Origin of the sequence: Paenibacillus dendrobii, from assembly GCF_009807035.1 — a bacterium.
GTDB classification, from domain to species: Bacteria; Bacillota; Bacilli; order Paenibacillales; family Paenibacillaceae; genus Paenibacillus_AQ; species Paenibacillus_AQ dendrobii.
In genome coordinates this window covers 391,094-409,878 of record NZ_WUBI01000001.1, presented here as the reverse complement: position 1 = coordinate 409,878, position 18,785 = coordinate 391,094, and the positions used below count along the sequence as shown (strand labels likewise).

Genomic DNA, 18,785 nt, shown 5'->3' with positions numbered 1-18,785 from the left:
GAATTCTCCGGTTCGCCTGCTGCTTTGGTTATTCATGGCATTTGTTTCTCCCGTTCTCTACTTCTTATCCACCTGCAGCAGCGTAATCTGCTTCAGTGCATACGTATCCTGAATCCGCTCCTCCTTGATGACCCCCAGCTTAATCAGTCCGGCAATCTTCGAAGGATCGGATTTGGACAGCATACGCCACAGCTCCAGATCTGGCAGTGCTTCATACAGCTTGAGATCGTCATATTCCTTTCGGGACTGCGAAACGAGCTTTACCCGGTAAGGGCCTGCAGCAAATTCCGAAGTTTCCTTTTCATCGCAAAAGGCCATGATTTGATCCCGAAGCTCCTTGAGCTCTTGCTCGGTCTCCTTCTGCTGCTGTTTCAGCTGATAGTATCTTTTAACAATCTTGTCCATGTCTCCATCACGCTCCCCTCTTCTACATCTATATGCAGAATAAGGCTCGAAATAGGACTTGAGATGACGTAAGAATAACGGCTATTTCGCTCCATTCAATGACAAGTACGGTATCTGTTTGATCCGCCTCAACGCAGTGCCTCGCTCCAACCTTGGAGCTGCTTCTCCACTTCCCTCATAATCACAAATCGGGATTGTCGGAAAACTTCTCTTCCTTCTGCAAATAGAAGCAGCGTCGGTGCCGTAAAGACGAGATACTCACCGGACACTTCCGGCGCGTCTTCCATCCGGATGTACATGCCTTGCACGCCGGGAAAAGACGGTAACAATTCATCCAGCTTCGCCTTAACACTGTCGCATACACCGCATTGCTCCGTTTTGATCATCAGCAAAGACAGCGACCCTTGCTGAATCAAGCCATTGATTTCTTCCAGACTGGTTACTTGCTGCAAAACAAGCACCTTCTTTCTTTTGTATCGGCACAAAATACCCTATGTGGTATTCTCCGAGTGTACGCGTCCATGTCAACTTTGTCAATGAAATTAGTTTACATAACTATTATTACGTATCCTTAAAGATGCCTTTTTCGATAAATGGGTGATTAGACACGAATATAGTTTGGATTCATGTGCATGAATTAGGTAGAACAAATATGTTTTACTATTATGAATTTTTCATATGATGATATTTTTACATATTATTTCAGTTTTAGCCTTTTGCTAAGGAACGGTTCTAGATTTCGTCCATTTTACTGACGTTCTTGTATACGATATGGCCATTAATCACAGTCATTTGCACCACATCTTCGAGAAGTATATCCGGCCCTTCTCTGAATGGATCCTGTTTCAATACGGTAAAGTCCGCTGCATAGCCTGCCTCAAGGATTCCTCGATCGGATTCGTGGACGCTGGCATATGCGCTTCCTTTGGTATACAAAGAAATGGCTTCGTACATGCTGAGACGCTCATCTTCCCCATAGACCCTTTCATGCTGTGGTTTGGTTCTAGTTACCGCCGCATGAATACCTTCGAGCGGAGAGACCTTCTCGATTGGTGCGTCAGACCCGCCCGCGCAAGGAATGCCTTGCTCAATCAAAGATTTCCATGCATAGATCAGCAGGTTTCCGGGCTCTCCAATCCGGTCCATTACCCAAGGGAAATCCGAAGCTACAAAGCTCGGCTGAATATCCGTAATGACCGGCAGCCGTTTCATTTGTTCTACTAGCTCCGACCGCAAAATTTGCCCATGGATCAGACGGTCTCTCTTCCCTTCCGGACATGGATGCTTTTCAAGGTAATGAAGCACCATCTCCGCTGCTCCATCTCCGATCGCATGTGTCGCCACGGCCATCCCCTGCTTTCTTGCCCGTATAACTAACTGCTCCAGCTCCTCGTTGCTGTGAACTGCAACACCTGAAGTGCTTGGATCATCAGCGTATGGCCGACTGAGCCATGCCGTTCTGCCCCCAAGTGCCCCATCTGCAAACAGCTTCATCGCTCCGAATTCGAGCATGGGCGACTCCTTGCCCTTTCCTTTCTGCGCGTTCAACCATTCATCAAGCGCTAAGTGATGGACCAGAAGATGTGCTCTAAAATGCTTTTGGTTCTGGTGGATCACGGTATCAAAAGCATTCATCGTTCGAATGCAGCTCCCGTAATAGCTTAGATCCTCCGTATGGCAGCCGGTTAAGCCTTTGGACCAGCAATCTTCTATGGCCGCGGTCAATGCTGTTACCAGATATTCCTCGGTCACGCCAGGTACAGCAGATAGTACCAGCTCCTGGGCCAACTCTTTGAATATTCCATTCAGCTTTCCGTCCGCGTTTCTGCCCACCAATCCGCCCGCCACGTCGGGGACATTCTCGTGGATACCGCCAGCTTCCAGTGCAGCGGAGTTCACGGCGATGACATGCCGGCATACTCTTCTTAGCAGAACGGGGTGTTTCGGTGCCACAAGGTCCAGGGACTTCCGCTCCAGCCCTTCGGAATTCTTCCATTCATTTTCATTCCAGCCTTCTCCGATCACCCACATGCCTTCTGGCAGCAGCTCCGTTTGCATCCGGACGGCTTCCAGTACTTGCTCCAAGCTTGTACAACCGCCGAGCTGCAGCTTGAGGAAGGTCTCCCCGTGACCGATTAAATGCATGTGACTGTCGACCCATCCCGGAAACATAACGCCCCCGTTCAGGTCTTGTACCTCGGTGATGTCTGTATGATATTTCTGCTGCAGCTCATGCAGGTCACCGAGATCCTTGATGATTCCCATTTCCTCATATACTGCCTCGACGGTTTGAAGCTCTTGCTTCATCGTGTAGATCGTACCGCCCTTCCATATCGTTCCCATCGTATCTCCTCTTTCTTCCATCGTTATTGTAATTCCATCTTAAGTTTGCTTTCAGCATTTGTTATAGTCGTATGGAGCAATTCACTATTGTGAATTTTTCATGTATTGAATTTTTGTTATACTTTGGTTAAAAAAGCTTGGCCTGTACAGGCCAAGCTTTTTGCGGGCTTTAAGCGTCCAGAGCATCTAGGTTTTGCCTACCCAATCATCCCCCGCAACCTCTTTCCACCGAATGCGGATCTCCTCATATTCCAGAGCGGACAACGTACTGTTCTCCAAAATCTTGGCATTTTCCGACCATCTTCCGGGTTTCTGCGTACCGACAATGGCCGTATCCACGCCCGGAATGGTGAGAGCAAACCGCAGTGCGGCAGCAACCGCTTTTTCATGGTCCGCGAGGAATTCATACTGAAGCTCCTTTAATCTCTGCCAATACACATACGGGTACGCTTTTTCCGATAACGTGTCATAAGTCCATGCAACGTTGGCAACGGGGCGCTTGGCCATAATCCCCATACCTTTCTCTCTGGCTTCCGGCAAAATCAAATCGATGGCTTCCTGATCGGCTATATTGAGCGAAATCATCAAGCTATCGAATAATCCGGTTTGCACCGCGTAAAGCGCATCCGTCCTGTCTCCGCTATAGCCGATGAAACGGGTTTTCCCCTTTTCCTTCGCCTTCTGCAAAATTTCGATAACCGCTCCCTGCCGCAAAATCTTCTCTGAGCAGCTGTGCAGATGAATCACATCTAAGTAATCGGTATTCAGCCGCTTCAGGCTTCGGTCGATACTCTTCTCCAGCATGCCCGGTTCCCAGTCTTCTTCCTCAAAACCGGTTGCATGCCCGCATTTCGTGAATAAATAATAATCATCTCTACGACCTGCCAATGCTTTTCCGATCAACGCTTCACTATCGCCGTAGCATTCCGCCGTATCGATAACGTTTAACCCCTCATCAAGTGCATGATTCAGCAGCTTTTCCACTTTGGACAGATCCTGTTCCTGACCGATTTCCGAGCCGCCGAAACCTAAAATGCTAACTTTCATGCCGGTATTGCCAAATGTACGCTTTTCCATTTTCCTGCCTCCTTATTCATAACGTCAACGATATGAACCAGGTGTCACTCAATCGGTGAGCGTCATGCGGAATTTTTAAAATCGTAAATGCTCATTCCCCCGTCAACAAGTTCATTTCATATGTTTGTAAGTACCCATTTAGTTTATGGTGTTAATCTTTTGTGACGTAAAATACTGACTGATATGCCCCAGGACTGGATTGATCCGTTCCTCAAACTGTTGATCCGTATATGTACCGATAACTTTCCGCCAGAATGCCTGCGCTGGCGTATTCGACTTCACCTGCGTCACTTTCCATCGACCCTGAAACCGCTCAAACAGCTCGCGTGCGGCCCAGCTTCCTAAGCCAGATCTGCGGTATTTCTGCATGACAAAAAATTCAGTCATATAATAATCGCCTTCCGCTGGATCAATCAAACGGTCGACCAGAGCAAACCCGGCCGGCGTATTTCCGTTCGTCATCAGAAAAGGATACTTTCCCGTTCCCTTTTTCCAGTAATCATCCAAACCCGGATAGTCGGGAAACGCGCCATCCTGATTCACATCCAAATTCTGAAACAAGGTGAAGTCATACAAATACAGCTGCATCAAGCTGCTAATCACCTGTTTTCTCCGTGCTGGAACCAGATCCATTCTGAAATCCATGAGTCCACCTCATTTATGTACATCGTATCATATTCACTATATAACTTTGAGCATTTCGGAGCAAGGTTATACCTTCTTCGAAAAAGCTCCATCCGTTCGGGGCAGATGCCGATTCAATATGATAATATGGTAAAATACGTTATATACTATTTTAAACAAGAGGTGATGCCCGCATGAACGTACAAAAGGAACACGACCGCATCAAGCTGGATGACAAGGTACTGGGCATGCCGTGGTTTGTCCAACAATTCATCGACTATAAGCTGCCGGACCTGTCCCCCTCTACACTCCTGGAATACGTGAGAGACTATGATACGTTCTTTAACTGGCTCCGAGGCGAAGGATTGTCTGCGGCAGACAAAAATAACGAGGTTACGCTAAAAGAACTTGAAGTGCTCCGGATGGAGAACGTGGTCAGTTACCGTATCTTTCTCACGACCAAACGCGAAGGGACGAACTCGAGGATCACCGTATCCCGCAAGCTGTCTTCTTTACGTTCCTTGTTTCACTATCTGAGCCAAATCGCCGAGGATGAAGAGTTTTACCCGCTCCTCAAGCGGAACATCATGGCCAAAATCGAAATCAAGCGGATACATAAACCGAAGGATACGGCAGCCAAGCTCAAGGGCAAAATTCTGGAAGAAGAGGAGCTGCTTGAGTTTATCGGTTATATTCTCGAAGGATATGCGAAGGATGTCGAGAAAAACAAACAAGCTTTATACGCCCATGGGCTGAATAAAGAACGCGATGCCAGCATCACGAGCCTCATTCTTAACTCCGGTCTGCGCGTATCCGAGGTCGTGAATCTGAATGTCGATGATATCGACACGAATAATAAAATGCTATATGTCTACCGTAAGGGCAATAATGACGAAACCTTCAAAACGCCGGTATACTTCCGGGAGCAGGCCAAAGATGATTTATCTGCCTATATGAACCTGCGCCAAAGCCGTTATAAAGCGCCGAAGAAGGAAAAAGCACTGTTTCTTGCGCTGGCGAATGGTCAAACCGAAGGCAGCCGCATGACCAAACGGGCCATCCAGGCCATGATTATCAAATATGCCAAGCGGTTTGGCAAGCCTTACCTGACCGTCCATAAACTTCGGCACTCCTTTGCTACCGATTATTACCTACAAAATGATATCTATAAAACTAAAGAACAGCTTGGTCATGCATCCACTGAAACGACCGAGGTTTATGCTCATCTGACGGATAAAACCATGTCCGAAGCGATTGAGCGACGTACGGAATAACCGGTTATTTCTATGCCACCGTTCTGTCCTCGAATGAAAAAGCAGGCTTCCTGGAGAAGTCTGCTTTTTCATTTTTCTATTTTTTTATATCTGCTGTTGAAGCCAATTCGTTATATGACCGATATCATCTTTCCCGAAAATAGCCATACGACCTGCTGCTTCTTCATCCACTCCCGCTAAAGTCTCCTCCGCCGGCAGCCAGGTCACCACACCTTTAACGGACTTCAGACTGCAGATGAGCTCTCTGTCTTCATCTCGGCGTATCATGATAAGCTTCGGATAGCTCTCCTGCTTGAAGCCTTCAACCAAAATGATATCGTAATTCGAAAATCCCTTCACGAGATCATCCAACTGGATTTCCTCTTCACGGATCACAGCGGTCTTTCGGGGAGATACCAACGCAATAGCGGAAGCACCGGCTGCACGATGCCGGAAAGAATCGGTACCTGGGTGGTCCATCTCGAAATCATGAGCATCATGCTTGATCACAGCCACCCGAAAGCCTTGTTTCTTCAGCTTTTCGACCAGGGAGCAGACCAACGTCGTTTTGCCGCTGTTTTTATATCCGACTATTTGGCATACAAATGGCCGCATCTTCGATTGTTCTACACTTCCCTTATTCAACAGGCTCACAGTGTATTTCCTTTCAACAACAAAACCTTCACTTTTTCACCTGCCGGCGTCACGTTTTTAGCCGGAGGGATAACAATCAGACAATCGCTGTCCTTGATGGTTACCATAACGCTAGATTCGTCCACCTTGGCCGGAATTGCATACAGCATGCCATCCCTTGCTTCCAATCTTCCTCTAACGTAACGGGTAAATGCGTTTACTTTGGTGTAATCTTGATCAAGCAAGGCTGTCCACTCCGTCAAATAAGGTTTGCCGCTTCCAAGCATACGCTGGATGAATGGCCGGACAAATAACTCAAAACCTACGAAACAAGCCCCAGGATTACCGGAAAGGGCAAAAAGGAGTTTTCCGTTTTTGGCTGCAGCCGTCGTCACGCTTCCTGGTCTCATCGCAATTTTATTATAGAGCATCTCTACACTGTCGCTGCGAACAAAGTCGCCCATAATGTCATAATCGCCTACAGACACCCCGCCGCTGGTAACCACCGCATCATACTCCTGAAGCGCTTGCTCTACCTTTGCTTTCGCCAGGGGCAAATCATCCATCACCGCGTCAAGTATAAACGGCTCTCCGCCTGCTTCGCGAACCTGGGATGCCAGCATATACGTGTTGCTGTTACGGATTTTACCCGGCTGCAACGGTTCGTCCACGTTCAGCAGTTCAGAGCCGGTTGAAAATATCGCGATGCGGGGTTTTTGATAGACACTTACCTGATGTACCCCGAAGGAAGCGAGAACAGATATTTCCCCCGCATGGATTCGGCGTCCAGGGCGGAGCAAAACCTCCCCTTCCTTCACCTCGAACCCGATTGGAGTAATATTCTTGCCGGATTCGATCATGCGCTTAAGTCCCATTTGAGTTCGTCCCTCGTATTCGCGGTGCTCGGTCATTTCAAGCATGACAACAGCATCTGCTCCTTCGGGAACCTCTGCACCAGTCATAATGCGCGCTGTCGTGCCTGCTGTAATGATTTTATCGGAAACGCTGCCGCAGGGGATTTCGTCTATAACATCCAGCCAAACCATGTGGTCCGAGCTGCAGACAGCGGTATCTTCTGACCTGACGGCGTATCCATCCATGCCTGAGCGGCGGAAACGCGGAAAAGGATGTGTAGCCTGTATTTCTTCGGACAAATAACGTCCATGGCTATCCTGTAAAGATATTTGCTCAGTATGTCCAGGCTTGCCGTATACGGACAACAGTTCCTGTGCCGCCTTCACCTGCAGCGGCTTGCGGTGAAATTTATCGAATTCATCATTGGTTTGTTTCATGACGTAAACACCTTCCTCTAGTTCAATGCATCATTGGATCGATCGATGCAGCAAATATGTAAACACATATTTATATCATGACACAAAAAAACGCACGAATCCATGCTTCGTGCGCTGTTTTTGTATCATCTCCGTGACCGCCGGGTGATTTTACCCGAGCCTACCCTGGTTTTGGGCTTGGTATAGGATTTCTTAGGTGAGTCGAATAACCCGCCTGAGCTGCCTTTCCCCCGGGAGATGCTTCCCTTGCTTGATTTGGAGGAATCGGTTTTCCGGTCAAAAATGCTTCCTCCCGACCCTACGCTCGAGTCCCCGTTATTGGTGCCGCGTCGGAAGATCGAGCCTTTCTTTTCCACGGTTAACGGTGGCGCGATTTTCTTATCATTGGTGGTCGGCGCATGGTATGTCCCTTGTTTCGGCTGATAAATATCACGGCTGGAGTAGCCCCGATATCCGCCCATTCCGCCTCCGAACGAATCAAAAATCTGTCCGATCACGACCGCTGTAAGATAACCCTTGAGGAAGCTGGAATCGTAATTCTTCTGGACGTATTGCTGCGAGTCTACCTCAATTAACGTGTCGCTTTCTTTCTTTGGATCTTTTTGCAGATGGTAATACTCTTTACCGTAAACGAGGAACATTCGCTCCGTGTCTTCCTTGGAGACCTGATCCGGCTTTTTCTCGTCCGTTAGCTCTTTCGCCACTTCCGGGACGGTCTTGTCCGCAGCCCGGTAAACGTATGAGGTCGCACTGCCGTCGCGGTTCACCGATTCCAAAGGATAAGTTTCCTTTACGTTAGGCGAACCGATTCCGCACCCGCTCAGCAGTGACATGACAAGGCTGAGAACGAGTGCAATCTTGAGACTTAGCAGCGACCGTCCCTGCCATCCCTTCATATGATCACTCCTAATTGGCCCGGATGACTTTCACATCTCCCGGCAGTACTTTCTCTCCTTCATACAGCATAAAGCGTCCGTTCTGCCATTCAATGCGTACCAAGCGGTAATCATCGGACTGATACTGCCATACATGCTGCTCCCCGCCTTGTGTAAAAGGCGTTTTACCGTTCACGAGCACATGGCCTTCATACTCCTCTTCCAGAAAAAAGGTTCTGTCGTCCAAATCAAGTTCCGTCGGGACTTCGCTCGGATTATCCAGCCTTCCATCCAGCGGATTGTACAAGGCGTATTGAAGAGTTTCGCGTTCCTCGATATGCAGATACATAATCGTATTTCCGTCTTGAAGTGTCAGCACCACCGCGTTACGGCCGCGGTTATGAACTCGTCCCGTAACTTCGTAGGTAACTAGCGACACTTCGCAAATATCACCAGGCGTCAGAGCCAGCATGCTTTTTTCGGCTTTCGGAGGCTCCGGTTTGGCAAACAAATTGCCGATTCGTTTAAATACACCCATATGTGTTAACTCCTTATGTTCCGTACTTAGTCTGTGACGAACCTATCCATTATAGGCACGAGGTAATAATTAACGCTCCTACCATATGCAGCGATCCTGCAAATATCCCATATCCCACTTTGCCTTGTTGTGTGCCCACATCCAGTTCGAGCTTTGCCCATAAACGCAGCAAGACGCGGACGATTGCTTCCAGAACCAGCAGGATCAGAAAGGAAACAATGGATACCACCACGGCTTCGAGCAATTTGTTGGATGTGCTTATGGATACCGAGAGGATATAGCCTTGTGCCAACAGCTTTAATACAAGGCGCGCGGTTACCGCCATATTACCGGCTTTTACTTCCTCGAAGTCATTGTATCTTGTAAACAGGGAATCCACGAACATAAGGATGAAAAGGAGCAGCGCTCCGCATCCCGTCCAAACCAAAATTGCAATAATCGTATTAAAGTCCATGAAAACGAGCCTCCGCCTACTCAGGTTTTATCATAAACAGCAGGACAGCGAAGGAGGACATTGGTATGTGATCCCCTTCGCTGTTTATAAAATCTACGCTTTGTTAGCCTCAGTTATTACTTGTTTTCATATTGCTTCATCAGCGCAGCGAGCTCGTCTTCAACCGCTTTGTCCGTACCGAGCTTTTCGAATTCGTCGTCTAGGGATTTGCCTTTGGAGGACATTTCGTTGCTGGCTTCCGCCTGCGCCTCCATCTGCATCATTTTCTCTTCCATGCGCTTCATGCCGCTTGATGCACTGTCCGCGCTGAAGCCTTGCATTGCTTTATTAATTTCGGTCTGCGCTTTGGCAGCATTATAACGGGCTACCAGTGTTTCACGCTTGTTTTTCATTTCGGTCAGCTGCTTGCGCATTTCATCCAGCTTATCGCGAAGATTATCAGCGGCGGCTTTGTTTTGATCGAAGCTAACTTTGTATTCCGCCATTTTTTGCTCAGCAGATTTCTTTTCCTCAAGTGCACGGCGGGCGAGCTCAACATTTTGTGCCTGGGCTGCCGTATGTGCTTGCTGCGTACGTTTTTCCACCAAAGCTTGCTGTTCTTCGTAGAGCTGTTTGAATTTTTTCTCGATCGCGATTTGAGCAGCTACCGCTTTTTCCGCATCTTCAAGATCTTCCGTCATGTCACGGATATATTGGTCTGTCATTTTAACCGGATCTTCCGCTTTGTCGATAATTGCATTGATATTAGACATTGTAAGGTCGCGTAATCTTTTGAAAATAGCCATTTTGTTATTTCCTCCCAGAAAGGTTTAGTGTTCTTCTTATGATATTCATTTACGCATCATCTTTGAAGTCGTTTCAAATTTCGAAAAATTTTTTTTCATTCTCTCTCCGAAACCTTTTTCATCAAGTACTTTTCAAAAGCTGCATGAGTCTCTGAGACAACGTCCGCAATCTGTCTCCGGTCTATGCCATCGTAATGGATTCCTGCCACAATGGTCACTGTTTTGTCCAAAACCGCTGCCGCTTTTCCAGCCATCTCTGCCGTAAGATCACGCTCACGATGTCCAGGGAGCCCCATTGTCTGTACCGCAATCCCCTTAGTCTCATCGCTTGCGTATGCAGTAGACACAGATCCGATGTGAGCCGCTCCTCCGGTGACAATGATCATCAGATCTTTTCCAACCTGAAGCTCCTCGATCCGGATACCCCATTTTCCGTCAGGCTCCATTTCCCGCATCCTCATTTCACAGATATCGTAGATATCATCGTATTATGAGTACTATATTCCATTTTATAGGATAAATCACATTCCGTACAACGATTGTGATCCAAAAAAGGCACGGACAGTTTCGATTGTCCATGCCGCCAATTTCATACACAATTTCAGAAACCGCGAAGATATTGTTTCGGAATCTTTTCATCTCCTTGCAGAGACTGGGACGCATGCAGCGCCCAATACGGATCCTTCAGCATTCCCCGGCCTACGGCAACCAGATCTGCTTTGCCATCCAGAACTACCTTCTGAGCATCCTCATAGCCTTCCAGGCGTCCAACCGCTATGACCGGTACATTCAGCTTCTCCTTCATGCTCTCGGCAAGATCTACTTGATAACCCGCTCCCGCTTTCGGACCGCCGTTGGCACCGATATGGCCTTCTCCACCGGAGGAAATATGGAACACGTCCACTCCGGCCTCCTGATAGCGTCTGCAGACCTCTGCGATATAATCCACATCATAACCGCCGTCCACGTATTCTTTGGCGGACACGCGCATGATTACCGGCATATCTTCAGGAACTACTTCCCTGACCGCCTTGACCACTTCCACGCCAAACAACGGCAAGTCTTGTCCATAGACATCTTCTCGGCGGTTCGTAATAGGTGAGTGGAACTGGTGAATCAAATAACCATGGGCACCATGGATTTCAACCGTGTCAAAGCCAGCTTCCACGGACCGTCTCGCCGCCTGTTGATAGGCGTGTACCATTTCCTTGGCTTCTTCGGTAGAAAGTGCACGCGGTATTCGGTATTTCTCATCAAAACGGATCGCCGACGGGGCAACCGGCGGATTCGCATCCTCCGCTTTGCGTCCGGCATGTCCGAGCTGGATTCCGATCCGTGCTCCATAGGTATGTACCTCATCCACAATTTTACGGTAGGCCGGGATTTGTTCATCGTTCCAGATGCCTGTATCTTGATTAGTAATCCGGCCGTCAGGATGTACTGCTGTCATTTCCACAATAATCAACCCTGCTCCGCCTACCGCCCGGGATACATAATGTACAAAATGCCAGTTGTTCGGAATGCCGTCCTCCGCTTGTACCGAATACTGGCACATCGGTGGCATCACAATCCGGTTTTTCAAAGACAATCCTTTTAGAACATAGGGTGTAAATAAATCCGCCATGCTTCTTGTCTCCTTTCAGTAAGCTCACCATGTATTATACACGTATCAGGATCAGTATTTCAGGATCAAGATCGATAAGCATTCTTATCATCTCCATCTCTGCAGTATTTTGATAACCCATCATAATTCTTTCCAATTCGGGACATAACAGTATAGACTATCACCCTTGCTTACAGCAAACGTGGAAAGGAGCTCTTCACCGCATGATATATCCCCATTTCGGCAGATTCTACGCGATCATGCTTGTCATGTGCCTGCTCTGCCCTGATACCGCAGTGCATGCGGCCAAGCCCGAAGATACGATCTCTTCCCCATCCGTACAGGAAACAAGCAGCATTGAAAGAGCGGAGAAGGAAAAACGGCAGGAGAAGCAAATCCTAACGCTGGGGCAACTGATTAAAAAATACCCGGACACATTTAAAATCCACGGCCCCCATGTGAAGCAAATCGCATTAACCTTTGATGATGTTCCTGATCCCAGGTTCACGCCGCAGGTCCTTAAGATCCTGTCTGAGCAAGGAGTTAAGGCAACCTTCTTCGTCGTCGGAAGCCGTGCCAAAAAACATCCCGACCTGGTGGCCCGGATTGTGCGTGAAGGACATGTCATCGGGAATCATTCCTATAACCATCCCCAGTTTCACAAGCTGACGATGGTCGAATATACGGATCAAATCATCAAAACGGAAAAAATACTTTACGGGATCACGGGTTACAAGCCGAAATTGATCCGTCCACCTTACGGCGACATTACGGAAAACCAGTTGCGTTGGGCTAAACGGGAAGGTTATAAAATCGTCAACTGGAATGTGGATTCACTGGACTGGAAAGGCATCAGCAAGGAAGCTGTAAAGAGAAACATCATGACCACCGCAGGCCAAGGCTCCATCATTCTGCAGCATGCCGGCGGTGGCAGCACCTCGGACTTGTCTGGTACCATCGGTGCATTGCCGGAAGTTATCCGCGAGTTGAAAAAGAAAGGATACACCTTTGTTACGCTACCGAGGATGCTAAAGGTACAAAAGGACAAATAAGAAAAACAAGCAGCCCTTTCCATCCTGCAAATGGTAAGGTCTGCTTGTTTGCGTAAAAGCCGATCAGGGTATATATGATTATGTCAGTAATCTTGTAACTATTTGATGAAGTATAGCTCGACGTCCTGGAAGCCAAAATTGCTGACGGACTGCTGGCTGCCTGGAACAAAGATATCAATGCGGTTGCCTTTGATGGCGCTGCCTGTATCTCTTGCCGTTGCCACGAATGCTTTTTTAGGAAGACCCGGAAAACTGTGTCCTGTGACAAGCACTTTGGTGCCAAGAGGAATAATGGACGGATCTACGGCAATAGTACCGAGCTCTAGCGGATTACCGAAGTAGTCGACCGCTCCCCATTTCCCGTTCTCGCTTGCTGCCGCAGAATAGGCGGTTGCTTTAACTTGCAATGTTTTATTATAAGTAAAGGATTTTCCCCATGCTTCTACGATTTTTTGGTTTGAATCTACATTGAGAGAAGCTGTTGTAATTGTGGAGGCCGATGCAGGATCTGCGTATGCTTTCATGGAATCCCCACCCGGAATGTTCAGCTTCAATCCGTCATAAATATTAGTCGCTTGTACGTTAGGATTTGCATTCATCAGCTGGTTTAAATTAACACCGAATTGTTTCGATAATGTGTAGAAGGTATCGCCTTCTTTGGCCACATGTACAGAATCCGCGTGAATTGGAACGGCTTGTATCGCCAAAGTAATACCCAGTGCTGCTGCAAACATTGTTACTTTCTTAAATCTCTTTTTCATAGTTCCTCCTTAGAATCCTTCAGTGCCTGCGAGGTTAGCTGTCGGGTTCGGATTGAGGAGACAACCCTACGTTTAATACCGATTCACCCCGAGTGAATGACTTCATCACGGTAAAAATGTTCCCCCGCACTTTGCGTTTCAAAGTTTTGGCTCAATCAATATATCACAATTTTGTAACCTGTGCGCATGAAAATGTTACCATATTGCAACCTGTGAAAACCAAACTTCTTATATCAGCTGTATAAGGCCACTCTGAACCCCGCAAATGAATGTCATTTGTATCAATCAAAAGATTACATTTTATTCATTCAGTTAACATCATTTGTATTATGTAAACTAATTCAAGGGACCGTTGAAGATTTATTTTTATTTCCGTTTCACAGTAAAAAGCTCCGCCAAGGTAAAGACCTTGTACGGAGCCTTTTTTCATGTTGATGATTACAGCACCTTGCCGAGAAAGTCTTGGGTTCGAATGTTTTGCGGATTACCGAATACCTGAGACGGAGTTCCTTCTTCCATGATGTGACCGCCATCCATGAAGATGATGCGATCTCCGACTTCTCTGGCAAAGCCCATTTCATGAGTAACGATGACCATGGTCATTCCGCCTTCGGCCAGCTTCTTCATGACCTCCAGCACCTCGCCGACCATTTCAGGGTCAAGGGCTGACGTTGGTTCGTCAAACAGCATCACATGAGGCTGCATCGCAAGCGCACGGGCAATGGCTATACGCTGCTTCTGACCACCTGAGAGCTGTGAAGGATAGGCATCCCTTTTATCGGAAAGTCCCACCGTTCTTAAAAGATCCAACGCGATCTTTTCCGCTTCTGCTTGAGGCATCTTCTTCACTTTAACCGGTGCTAGCATGATGTTCTGAAGCACGGTTTTATGGGGGAACAAATTGAATTGCTGAAACACCATCCCCATTTTTTCACGGGTCAGGTTAATGTCATGCCTTTTGTCCGTGATCGATTCGCCTTCAAACGTAATTTCTCCGCTTGTCGGTTTTTCCAGGAGATTAAGGCATCTCAAAAACGTACTTTTACCTGATCCGCTGGGGCCGATCACAACGAGCACTTCCCCCTTGGCTATTTCGATATTCACGCCTTTCAGAATCTCGAGTTTTCCAAAAGACTTATGCAGATCCTTAACGGTGATCATCCGTATTCAACCTCCTTTCGAACAAACCAAGCACCTTGGACAATGTAAAGGTCAATACGAAATATATCGCAGCGATAATCAACAATGGTTTGAGTGATTCATAAGTAATCGTAGTTACAGCTTGTGCCTGATACATGAGATCCGTGACCCCGATAAACGATACGATCGATGATTCTTTGATAATGGTAATAAATTCGTTGCCGATGGCCGGCAGCACGCTTTTTACGGCTTGAGGCAGTATGATGTGTCTCATCGTCATTCCTCTTGTCATACCCAGTGAGCGAGCAGCTTCGGCCTGTCCTCTGTCCACGCCTTGGATTCCGGCACGAAATACTTCCGCCAGGTAGGCAGAGCTGTTAATCGAAAGCGTAATTGCTCCGGATTCGATAGGCGTAAGCTTGATCCCGAAGGATACCAAGCCGTAATGGATAATAAAGAGCTGCACCAGCATCGGCGTGCCCCGCAGAAATTCGACCCACAAGGTTCCTACAAAACGCGGAAACCAGAATCGGGACATCCGCAGCATCGAAACGAGCATTCCGAGGATAAAACCGCAAACGACTCCAATCGCAGCCAGCAGCAGCGTGTACTGGATGCCGGTGGCGAAGTACGAACGGTACTCCCAGAAAGTCTGAAATATGTTCATGAATTCCTTGAATCCTCCTTTAATGTTGCAACCAAAAAATAGCGAAACGCACATTCCGCTATTTTTCGGCATTTCGTTTGATTACTTGGAAGCAGCCAGATCACTTGCTTCAGATACGAATTGATCTATTTTCTTTTCCTGATTCAGACGATCCAACGTTTTATTGATTTGATCCACAAGCTCTTTATTTCCCTTTTTCACGCCGATCGCATAGCCATCTTCCTGATAATCAGGCACTGCGTTCGCAATTGCCAACCCCTTCACGTTTTTGATGAAGGCCTCAGCTACAGGCTTTTCCATAATGGAGGCATCCACCCTGCTCGAACTCAGCTGCATAATAATATCGTTGATCTTTCCAAGACCGGTAATTTTCGCGCCTGGAATCGTTTTGGCAATATCCTCTTGAATCGAACCCGTTTGGATCCCGAACGACACCCCTTCGAGCGACTTCATAGTCGTGTATTTGGCCTTGTCTGCTTCTCTTACCACGACAGCCTGCTGCGCTTTGTAATAGTTATTGGAGAAATCCACTTCTTTCTTGCGGTTCTCATCCGGCGTCATGCCGGAAATCACAAAGTCTACACGCCCGCTGGACAATTCGGCCAGCAGAGCTTTAAAATCCATGTCCTTTACTTCCAGATTCGCTCCCATATCGGCAGCAATCTGCTTCGCAATTTCGATATCGAAACCAACGATCTGGTCCTTGCCGTTGATCATTTTATGAAATTCATATGGTGGAAAATCTGCGCTTGTCCCAAGGACGATGGTCTTTCCTTCGGCCTTACCATTATCGGAAACGGATGCCTGATCCTTGTTTTTCTCACCGCAACCGGCAAGCAAGCTTCCTGCTAGCACCAGACATACCGTTAAAATACCCCATTTTTTCATGATCTATCTCTCCTGTCTTGATCTTCGCTGTTATGTTTGTCCTTTAGTATGAACATGATCGCTGATCGTCATCAGCAACCGGAAAACATGTTTTATAGTACAACACCATGCATGAATATGCAATGTAATTTTCATACAAATGCATTTATTTTCAATAATTACCTTGAGTAGTTGGAATTTATATAACATTGGTCAATATACCGTGCAAGCAATCCAATTCCTAATAAATCCGTGTAAAAACTCTAATATTTATTAATTTAGTTAGTATTTTAACTTTCTTTAATCATACAGTTTCTCGATCTGATTCAATCATTTTATTGGTATTTATTACCATATTTACAACCTTGTCTATTCCTGATACATTTCATAAAATTGAAAATCAGTTGTTTAAAAACCTGCATAATTCACTTTTTTATGCATTTTTATTATGCTTCACAAGAAAATTTTTTTAAGACAAATGAAGCCATTGAAGCATTGAGATATCCAAGAAATGAGCATAATAAATACAAATCCTTGAAGAATGCATAGCCCATGGTTCATTGATCCGAATATCCGGTTATTAAATAGCTAGATAAATTGAACTAAAACTTTGGTTCATTTTATGTAGATATTCATGGAGGTGTTGTCATGCTGCTCGAAGCACTATATCATGTGCCCCGCGACAAATGGGCCTATGCTTACGATCCAAGAACTATTCATCTGCGTGTCCGCACCAAAAAAAATGACGTTGATACCGTTGTCGCCATGACGGGCGATAAATACGATTGGGACTCGACTTATTTTGAAATTACGATGGAAAAAGCCGCATCCGATGAGATGTTTGATTTCTGGGAAGCTTCCGTTCTTCCGAAATACAAACGTTTAACCTATGCATTTCGCGTAACGGCGGGAACGGAATCGATTTATATGCTGGACAGCGGAATTTATCATGATTGTCCTGCCCCTACGGGCGGTTATTACGAATTTCCCTACATACATGAAATCGATGTGTTTAAGGTTCCGAATTGGGCAAAGGATGCCGTCTTTTATCAAATCCTACCCGAACGTTTTGCCAACGGAGATGCCGAAAATGATCCGGAAGGTACTCAACCTTGGGGAGGACAGCCCAAAACCGATAATTTTTTCGGCGGCGATTTAAAAGGGGTCCTGGATCATCTCGATGATCTGGTGGATCTGGGGATCAATGCGATTTATTTTACGCCCCTGTTCACTTCACCCTCGAACCATAAATATGACATCGTGGATTATAAACAGGTGGATCCTCATTTTGGTGACAATGCCCTGCTGAAAGAGGTTGTCGAAGCATGCCATGAAAAAGGGATCAGAGTAATGCTGGACGCAGTGTTCAATCATTGCAGCGAGCTGTTCCCTCCATTTCAGGATGTGCTCAAAAACGGTGAGAAATCCAAGTACGCGGATTGGTTCCATATCAATCAGTTCCCTGCCCGTGTAGAAAACGGTATTGCTACCTATGATACTTTTGGTTTTTTTGGCAACATGCCCAAATTCAATACAGCCAATTCGGAAGTAAAGCAATATCTGCTGGATGTCGCCGAATATTGGATTAAGGAAATTAAACTCGACGGCTGGCGTCTGGACGTGGCCAACGAGGTGGATCATCACTTTTGGCGTGATTTCCGCAAGGTCGTCAAAAATGCGAACCCCGAGGCTTATATCGTGGGTGAAGTCTGGAGTGATTCACTATCCTGGCTTGTCGGCGACCAGTTTGATTCCGTGATGAACTACCCCTTTGCGGATAAAGTGCTTGAATTTTTCAACGGCGGAATGGACGGAGCCACCTTCTCAAACCGCATGAGCTCCCTTCTAATGCGTTATCCGCAGCAAACCAATGAGGTCGTCTTTAATATGCTATGCAGCCATGATACCCCCCGTCTGTTGACCCGAGTCGGAGGCGACAAGCGCAAACTGAAGCTGTCTGTCGTGTTCTTGTTCACGTATATGGGAACACCATGTATTTTCTATGGCGATGAAGTGGGAATTACAGGCGGGGGCGATCCTGACTGCCGCAAATGCATGATCTGGGATCCTAAGAAACAGGACCGGGAGCTTTATGATTTTTACAAAATGCTGATTAACCTCCGTAAAACCCATAAGGCTCTGCGTGAAGGAAGATTCCGCTTCCTGAAAGCCGACCTTGGTAACCCGTGCATCATTTATGAGCGTGCGGATGACTCCATTCATTTCACGATCTGGATGAACAATACGGATCAGAAACAGACCCTTTCCCACCCCATGGTGACTACGGATTGGCGGGATGCATTGACGAACGAAAAAGTGATGCCGGTCAATGGAACAATGAACGTCACCCTTGATCCTTTCGGATATCGGATTTTGTTTCGGAACATCAGCAAATAATTGTCGCTGTAAAAGAAAA

20 protein-coding genes and 1 riboswitch are annotated in these 18,785 nt (G+C 46.8%); of the genes, 3 read left to right on the top strand and 17 right to left on the bottom strand.

All coding sequences use genetic code 11. From position 1 onward, the window contains the following. Window positions 1-57: 57 nt before the first annotated feature. From GRF59_RS01735 to GRF59_RS01715, 5 genes are all read right to left on the bottom strand, one after another. Window positions 58-405 carry a hypothetical protein gene (locus GRF59_RS01735; RefSeq protein ID WP_160495948.1) on the bottom strand — a complete coding sequence of 116 codons (348 nt, stop codon included), beginning with the start codon at window positions 403-405 and terminating at the stop codon, window positions 58-60. 128 nt (window positions 406-533) lie between these two features. Beyond that, the gene (locus GRF59_RS01730) at window positions 534-857 is read right to left on the bottom strand and encodes a thioredoxin family protein (RefSeq protein ID WP_160495947.1); all 324 of its coding nucleotides are present in this window, start codon (window positions 855-857) and stop codon (window positions 534-536) included. Window positions 858-1,137: 280 nt separating this feature from the next. Next, window positions 1,138-2,748, bottom strand: coding sequence for an amidohydrolase (locus GRF59_RS01725; protein ID WP_160495946.1), 1,611 nt, complete (start codon window positions 2,746-2,748; stop codon window positions 1,138-1,140). A gap of 186 nt (window positions 2,749-2,934) precedes the next feature. Then, entirely contained in the window at window positions 2,935-3,825 is an 891-nt protein-coding gene (locus GRF59_RS01720; RefSeq protein ID WP_160495945.1) for an aldo/keto reductase, read from the bottom strand. A gap of 138 nt (window positions 3,826-3,963) precedes the next feature. Then, a complete protein-coding gene (locus tag GRF59_RS01715; protein ID WP_160495944.1) occupies window positions 3,964-4,470 on the bottom strand; it encodes a GNAT family N-acetyltransferase in 507 nt (168 codons plus the stop codon). A gap of 173 nt (window positions 4,471-4,643) precedes the next feature. On the opposite strand from GRF59_RS01715, the gene xerS reads away from it, so the two are divergent. Next, on the top strand, window positions 4,644-5,723 hold the full coding sequence (xerS, locus tag GRF59_RS01710) for a tyrosine recombinase XerS (RefSeq protein ID WP_160495943.1): 1,080 nt from the start codon (window positions 4,644-4,646) through the stop codon (window positions 5,721-5,723). Window positions 5,724-5,807: 84 nt separating this feature from the next. On the opposite strand, the gene mobB is transcribed toward xerS, so the two are convergent. From mobB to GRF59_RS01670, 8 genes are all read right to left on the bottom strand, one after another. Then, window positions 5,808-6,317, bottom strand: a complete 510-nt coding sequence (gene mobB, locus GRF59_RS01705) for a molybdopterin-guanine dinucleotide biosynthesis protein B (protein ID WP_160495942.1) — start codon at window positions 6,315-6,317, stop codon at window positions 5,808-5,810. Window positions 6,318-6,352: 35 nt separating this feature from the next. Further along, window positions 6,353-7,627 (bottom strand): molybdopterin molybdotransferase MoeA, encoded by a 1,275-nt coding sequence (locus GRF59_RS01700; RefSeq protein ID WP_160495941.1) that lies wholly within the window; start codon window positions 7,625-7,627, stop codon window positions 6,353-6,355. A 125-nt stretch (window positions 7,628-7,752) separates the two neighbouring features. Then, window positions 7,753-8,523, bottom strand: a complete 771-nt coding sequence (locus GRF59_RS01695) for a DUF4247 domain-containing protein (RefSeq protein ID WP_160495940.1) — start codon at window positions 8,521-8,523, stop codon at window positions 7,753-7,755. A gap of 10 nt (window positions 8,524-8,533) precedes the next feature. Next, window positions 8,534-9,040: a DUF4178 domain-containing protein gene (locus tag GRF59_RS01690; RefSeq protein WP_160495939.1), complete on the bottom strand. Its 507-nt coding sequence runs from the start codon at window positions 9,038-9,040 to the stop codon at window positions 8,534-8,536. Window positions 9,041-9,089: 49 nt separating this feature from the next. Then, window positions 9,090-9,494 carry a DUF350 domain-containing protein gene (locus GRF59_RS01685; protein WP_160495938.1) on the bottom strand — a complete coding sequence of 135 codons (405 nt, stop codon included), beginning with the start codon at window positions 9,492-9,494 and terminating at the stop codon, window positions 9,090-9,092. 116 nt (window positions 9,495-9,610) lie between these two features. After that, window positions 9,611-10,279, bottom strand: a complete 669-nt coding sequence (locus GRF59_RS01680) for a PspA/IM30 family protein (protein ID WP_160495937.1) — start codon at window positions 10,277-10,279, stop codon at window positions 9,611-9,613. A gap of 95 nt (window positions 10,280-10,374) precedes the next feature. Beyond that, the gene (gene lpdD / locus GRF59_RS01675; protein WP_160495936.1) at window positions 10,375-10,725 is read right to left on the bottom strand and encodes a prenylated flavin chaperone LpdD; all 351 of its coding nucleotides are present in this window, start codon (window positions 10,723-10,725) and stop codon (window positions 10,375-10,377) included. Between the two features lie 155 nt (window positions 10,726-10,880). Further along, window positions 10,881-11,903 (bottom strand): NADH:flavin oxidoreductase/NADH oxidase, encoded by a 1,023-nt coding sequence (locus GRF59_RS01670; RefSeq protein ID WP_160495935.1) that lies wholly within the window; start codon window positions 11,901-11,903, stop codon window positions 10,881-10,883. A gap of 203 nt (window positions 11,904-12,106) precedes the next feature. On the opposite strand from GRF59_RS01670, the gene GRF59_RS01665 reads away from it, so the two are divergent. Further along, complete coding sequence (locus tag GRF59_RS01665) at window positions 12,107-12,934, top strand: polysaccharide deacetylase family protein (protein ID WP_237391585.1); 828 nt, start codon at window positions 12,107-12,109, stop codon at window positions 12,932-12,934. Window positions 12,935-13,032: 98 nt separating this feature from the next. On the opposite strand, the gene GRF59_RS01660 is transcribed toward GRF59_RS01665, so the two are convergent. The 4 genes from GRF59_RS01660 to GRF59_RS01645 all read right to left on the bottom strand — a co-directional run bounded on the left by GRF59_RS01660 (window position 13,033) and on the right by GRF59_RS01645 (window position 16,390). Continuing rightward, window positions 13,033-13,695, bottom strand: a complete 663-nt coding sequence (locus GRF59_RS01660) for a 3D domain-containing protein (protein ID WP_160495934.1) — start codon at window positions 13,693-13,695, stop codon at window positions 13,033-13,035. Between the two features lie 8 nt (window positions 13,696-13,703). After that, a riboswitch (cyclic di-AMP (ydaO/yuaA leader) is annotated at window positions 13,704-13,857 on the bottom strand. Window positions 13,858-14,133: 276 nt separating this feature from the next. Beyond that, window positions 14,134-14,856, bottom strand: coding sequence for an amino acid ABC transporter ATP-binding protein (locus GRF59_RS01655; protein ID WP_160495933.1), 723 nt, complete (start codon window positions 14,854-14,856; stop codon window positions 14,134-14,136). Further along, complete coding sequence (locus GRF59_RS01650; protein WP_160495932.1) at window positions 14,843-15,502, bottom strand: amino acid ABC transporter permease; 660 nt, start codon at window positions 15,500-15,502, stop codon at window positions 14,843-14,845. The genes GRF59_RS01655 and GRF59_RS01650 overlap by 14 nt, the downstream gene beginning before the upstream one ends. An 81-nt stretch (window positions 15,503-15,583) precedes the next feature. Continuing rightward, window positions 15,584-16,390 (bottom strand): transporter substrate-binding domain-containing protein, encoded by an 807-nt coding sequence (locus GRF59_RS01645; protein ID WP_160495931.1) that lies wholly within the window; start codon window positions 16,388-16,390, stop codon window positions 15,584-15,586. 627 nt (window positions 16,391-17,017) lie between these two features. On the opposite strand from GRF59_RS01645, the gene GRF59_RS01640 reads away from it, so the two are divergent. After that, on the top strand, window positions 17,018-18,766 hold the full coding sequence (locus GRF59_RS01640) for an alpha-glycosidase (RefSeq protein WP_160495930.1): 1,749 nt from the start codon (window positions 17,018-17,020) through the stop codon (window positions 18,764-18,766). Window positions 18,767-18,785 lie beyond the last annotated feature (19 nt).

Coding starts and splice junctions, on each gene's coding strand:
- GRF59_RS01735 (WP_160495948.1), bottom strand. CDS start 405: ATGGACAAGATTGTTAAAAGATACTATCAGCTGAAACAGCAGCAGAAG.
- GRF59_RS01725 (WP_160495946.1), bottom strand. CDS start 2,748: ATGGGAACGATATGGAAGGGCGGTACGATCTACACGATGAAGCAAGAG.
- GRF59_RS01720 (WP_160495945.1), bottom strand. CDS start 3,825: ATGGAAAAGCGTACATTTGGCAATACCGGCATGAAAGTTAGCATTTTA.
- GRF59_RS01715 (WP_160495944.1), bottom strand. CDS start 4,470: ATGGATTTCAGAATGGATCTGGTTCCAGCACGGAGAAAACAGGTGATT.
- xerS (WP_160495943.1), top strand. CDS start 4,644: ATGAACGTACAAAAGGAACACGACCGCATCAAGCTGGATGACAAGGTA.
- mobB (WP_160495942.1), bottom strand. CDS start 6,317: ATGCGGCCATTTGTATGCCAAATAGTCGGATATAAAAACAGCGGCAAA.
- GRF59_RS01700 (WP_160495941.1), bottom strand. CDS start 7,627: ATGAAACAAACCAATGATGAATTCGATAAATTTCACCGCAAGCCGCTG.
- GRF59_RS01695 (WP_160495940.1), bottom strand. CDS start 8,523: ATGAAGGGATGGCAGGGACGGTCGCTGCTAAGTCTCAAGATTGCACTC.
- GRF59_RS01690 (WP_160495939.1), bottom strand. CDS start 9,040: ATGGGTGTATTTAAACGAATCGGCAATTTGTTTGCCAAACCGGAGCCT.
- GRF59_RS01685 (WP_160495938.1), bottom strand. CDS start 9,494: ATGGACTTTAATACGATTATTGCAATTTTGGTTTGGACGGGATGCGGA.
- GRF59_RS01680 (WP_160495937.1), bottom strand. CDS start 10,279: ATGGCTATTTTCAAAAGATTACGCGACCTTACAATGTCTAATATCAAT.
- lpdD (WP_160495936.1), bottom strand. CDS start 10,725: ATGGAGCCTGACGGAAAATGGGGTATCCGGATCGAGGAGCTTCAGGTT.
- GRF59_RS01670 (WP_160495935.1), bottom strand. CDS start 11,903: ATGGCGGATTTATTTACACCCTATGTTCTAAAAGGATTGTCTTTGAAA.
- GRF59_RS01665 (WP_237391585.1), top strand. CDS start 12,107: ATGATATATCCCCATTTCGGCAGATTCTACGCGATCATGCTTGTCATG.
- GRF59_RS01660 (WP_160495934.1), bottom strand. CDS start 13,695: ATGAAAAAGAGATTTAAGAAAGTAACAATGTTTGCAGCAGCACTGGGT.
- GRF59_RS01655 (WP_160495933.1), bottom strand. CDS start 14,856: ATGATCACCGTTAAGGATCTGCATAAGTCTTTTGGAAAACTCGAGATT.
- GRF59_RS01650 (WP_160495932.1), bottom strand. CDS start 15,502: ATGAACATATTTCAGACTTTCTGGGAGTACCGTTCGTACTTCGCCACC.
- GRF59_RS01645 (WP_160495931.1), bottom strand. CDS start 16,390: ATGAAAAAATGGGGTATTTTAACGGTATGTCTGGTGCTAGCAGGAAGC.
- GRF59_RS01640 (WP_160495930.1), top strand. CDS start 17,018: ATGCTGCTCGAAGCACTATATCATGTGCCCCGCGACAAATGGGCCTAT.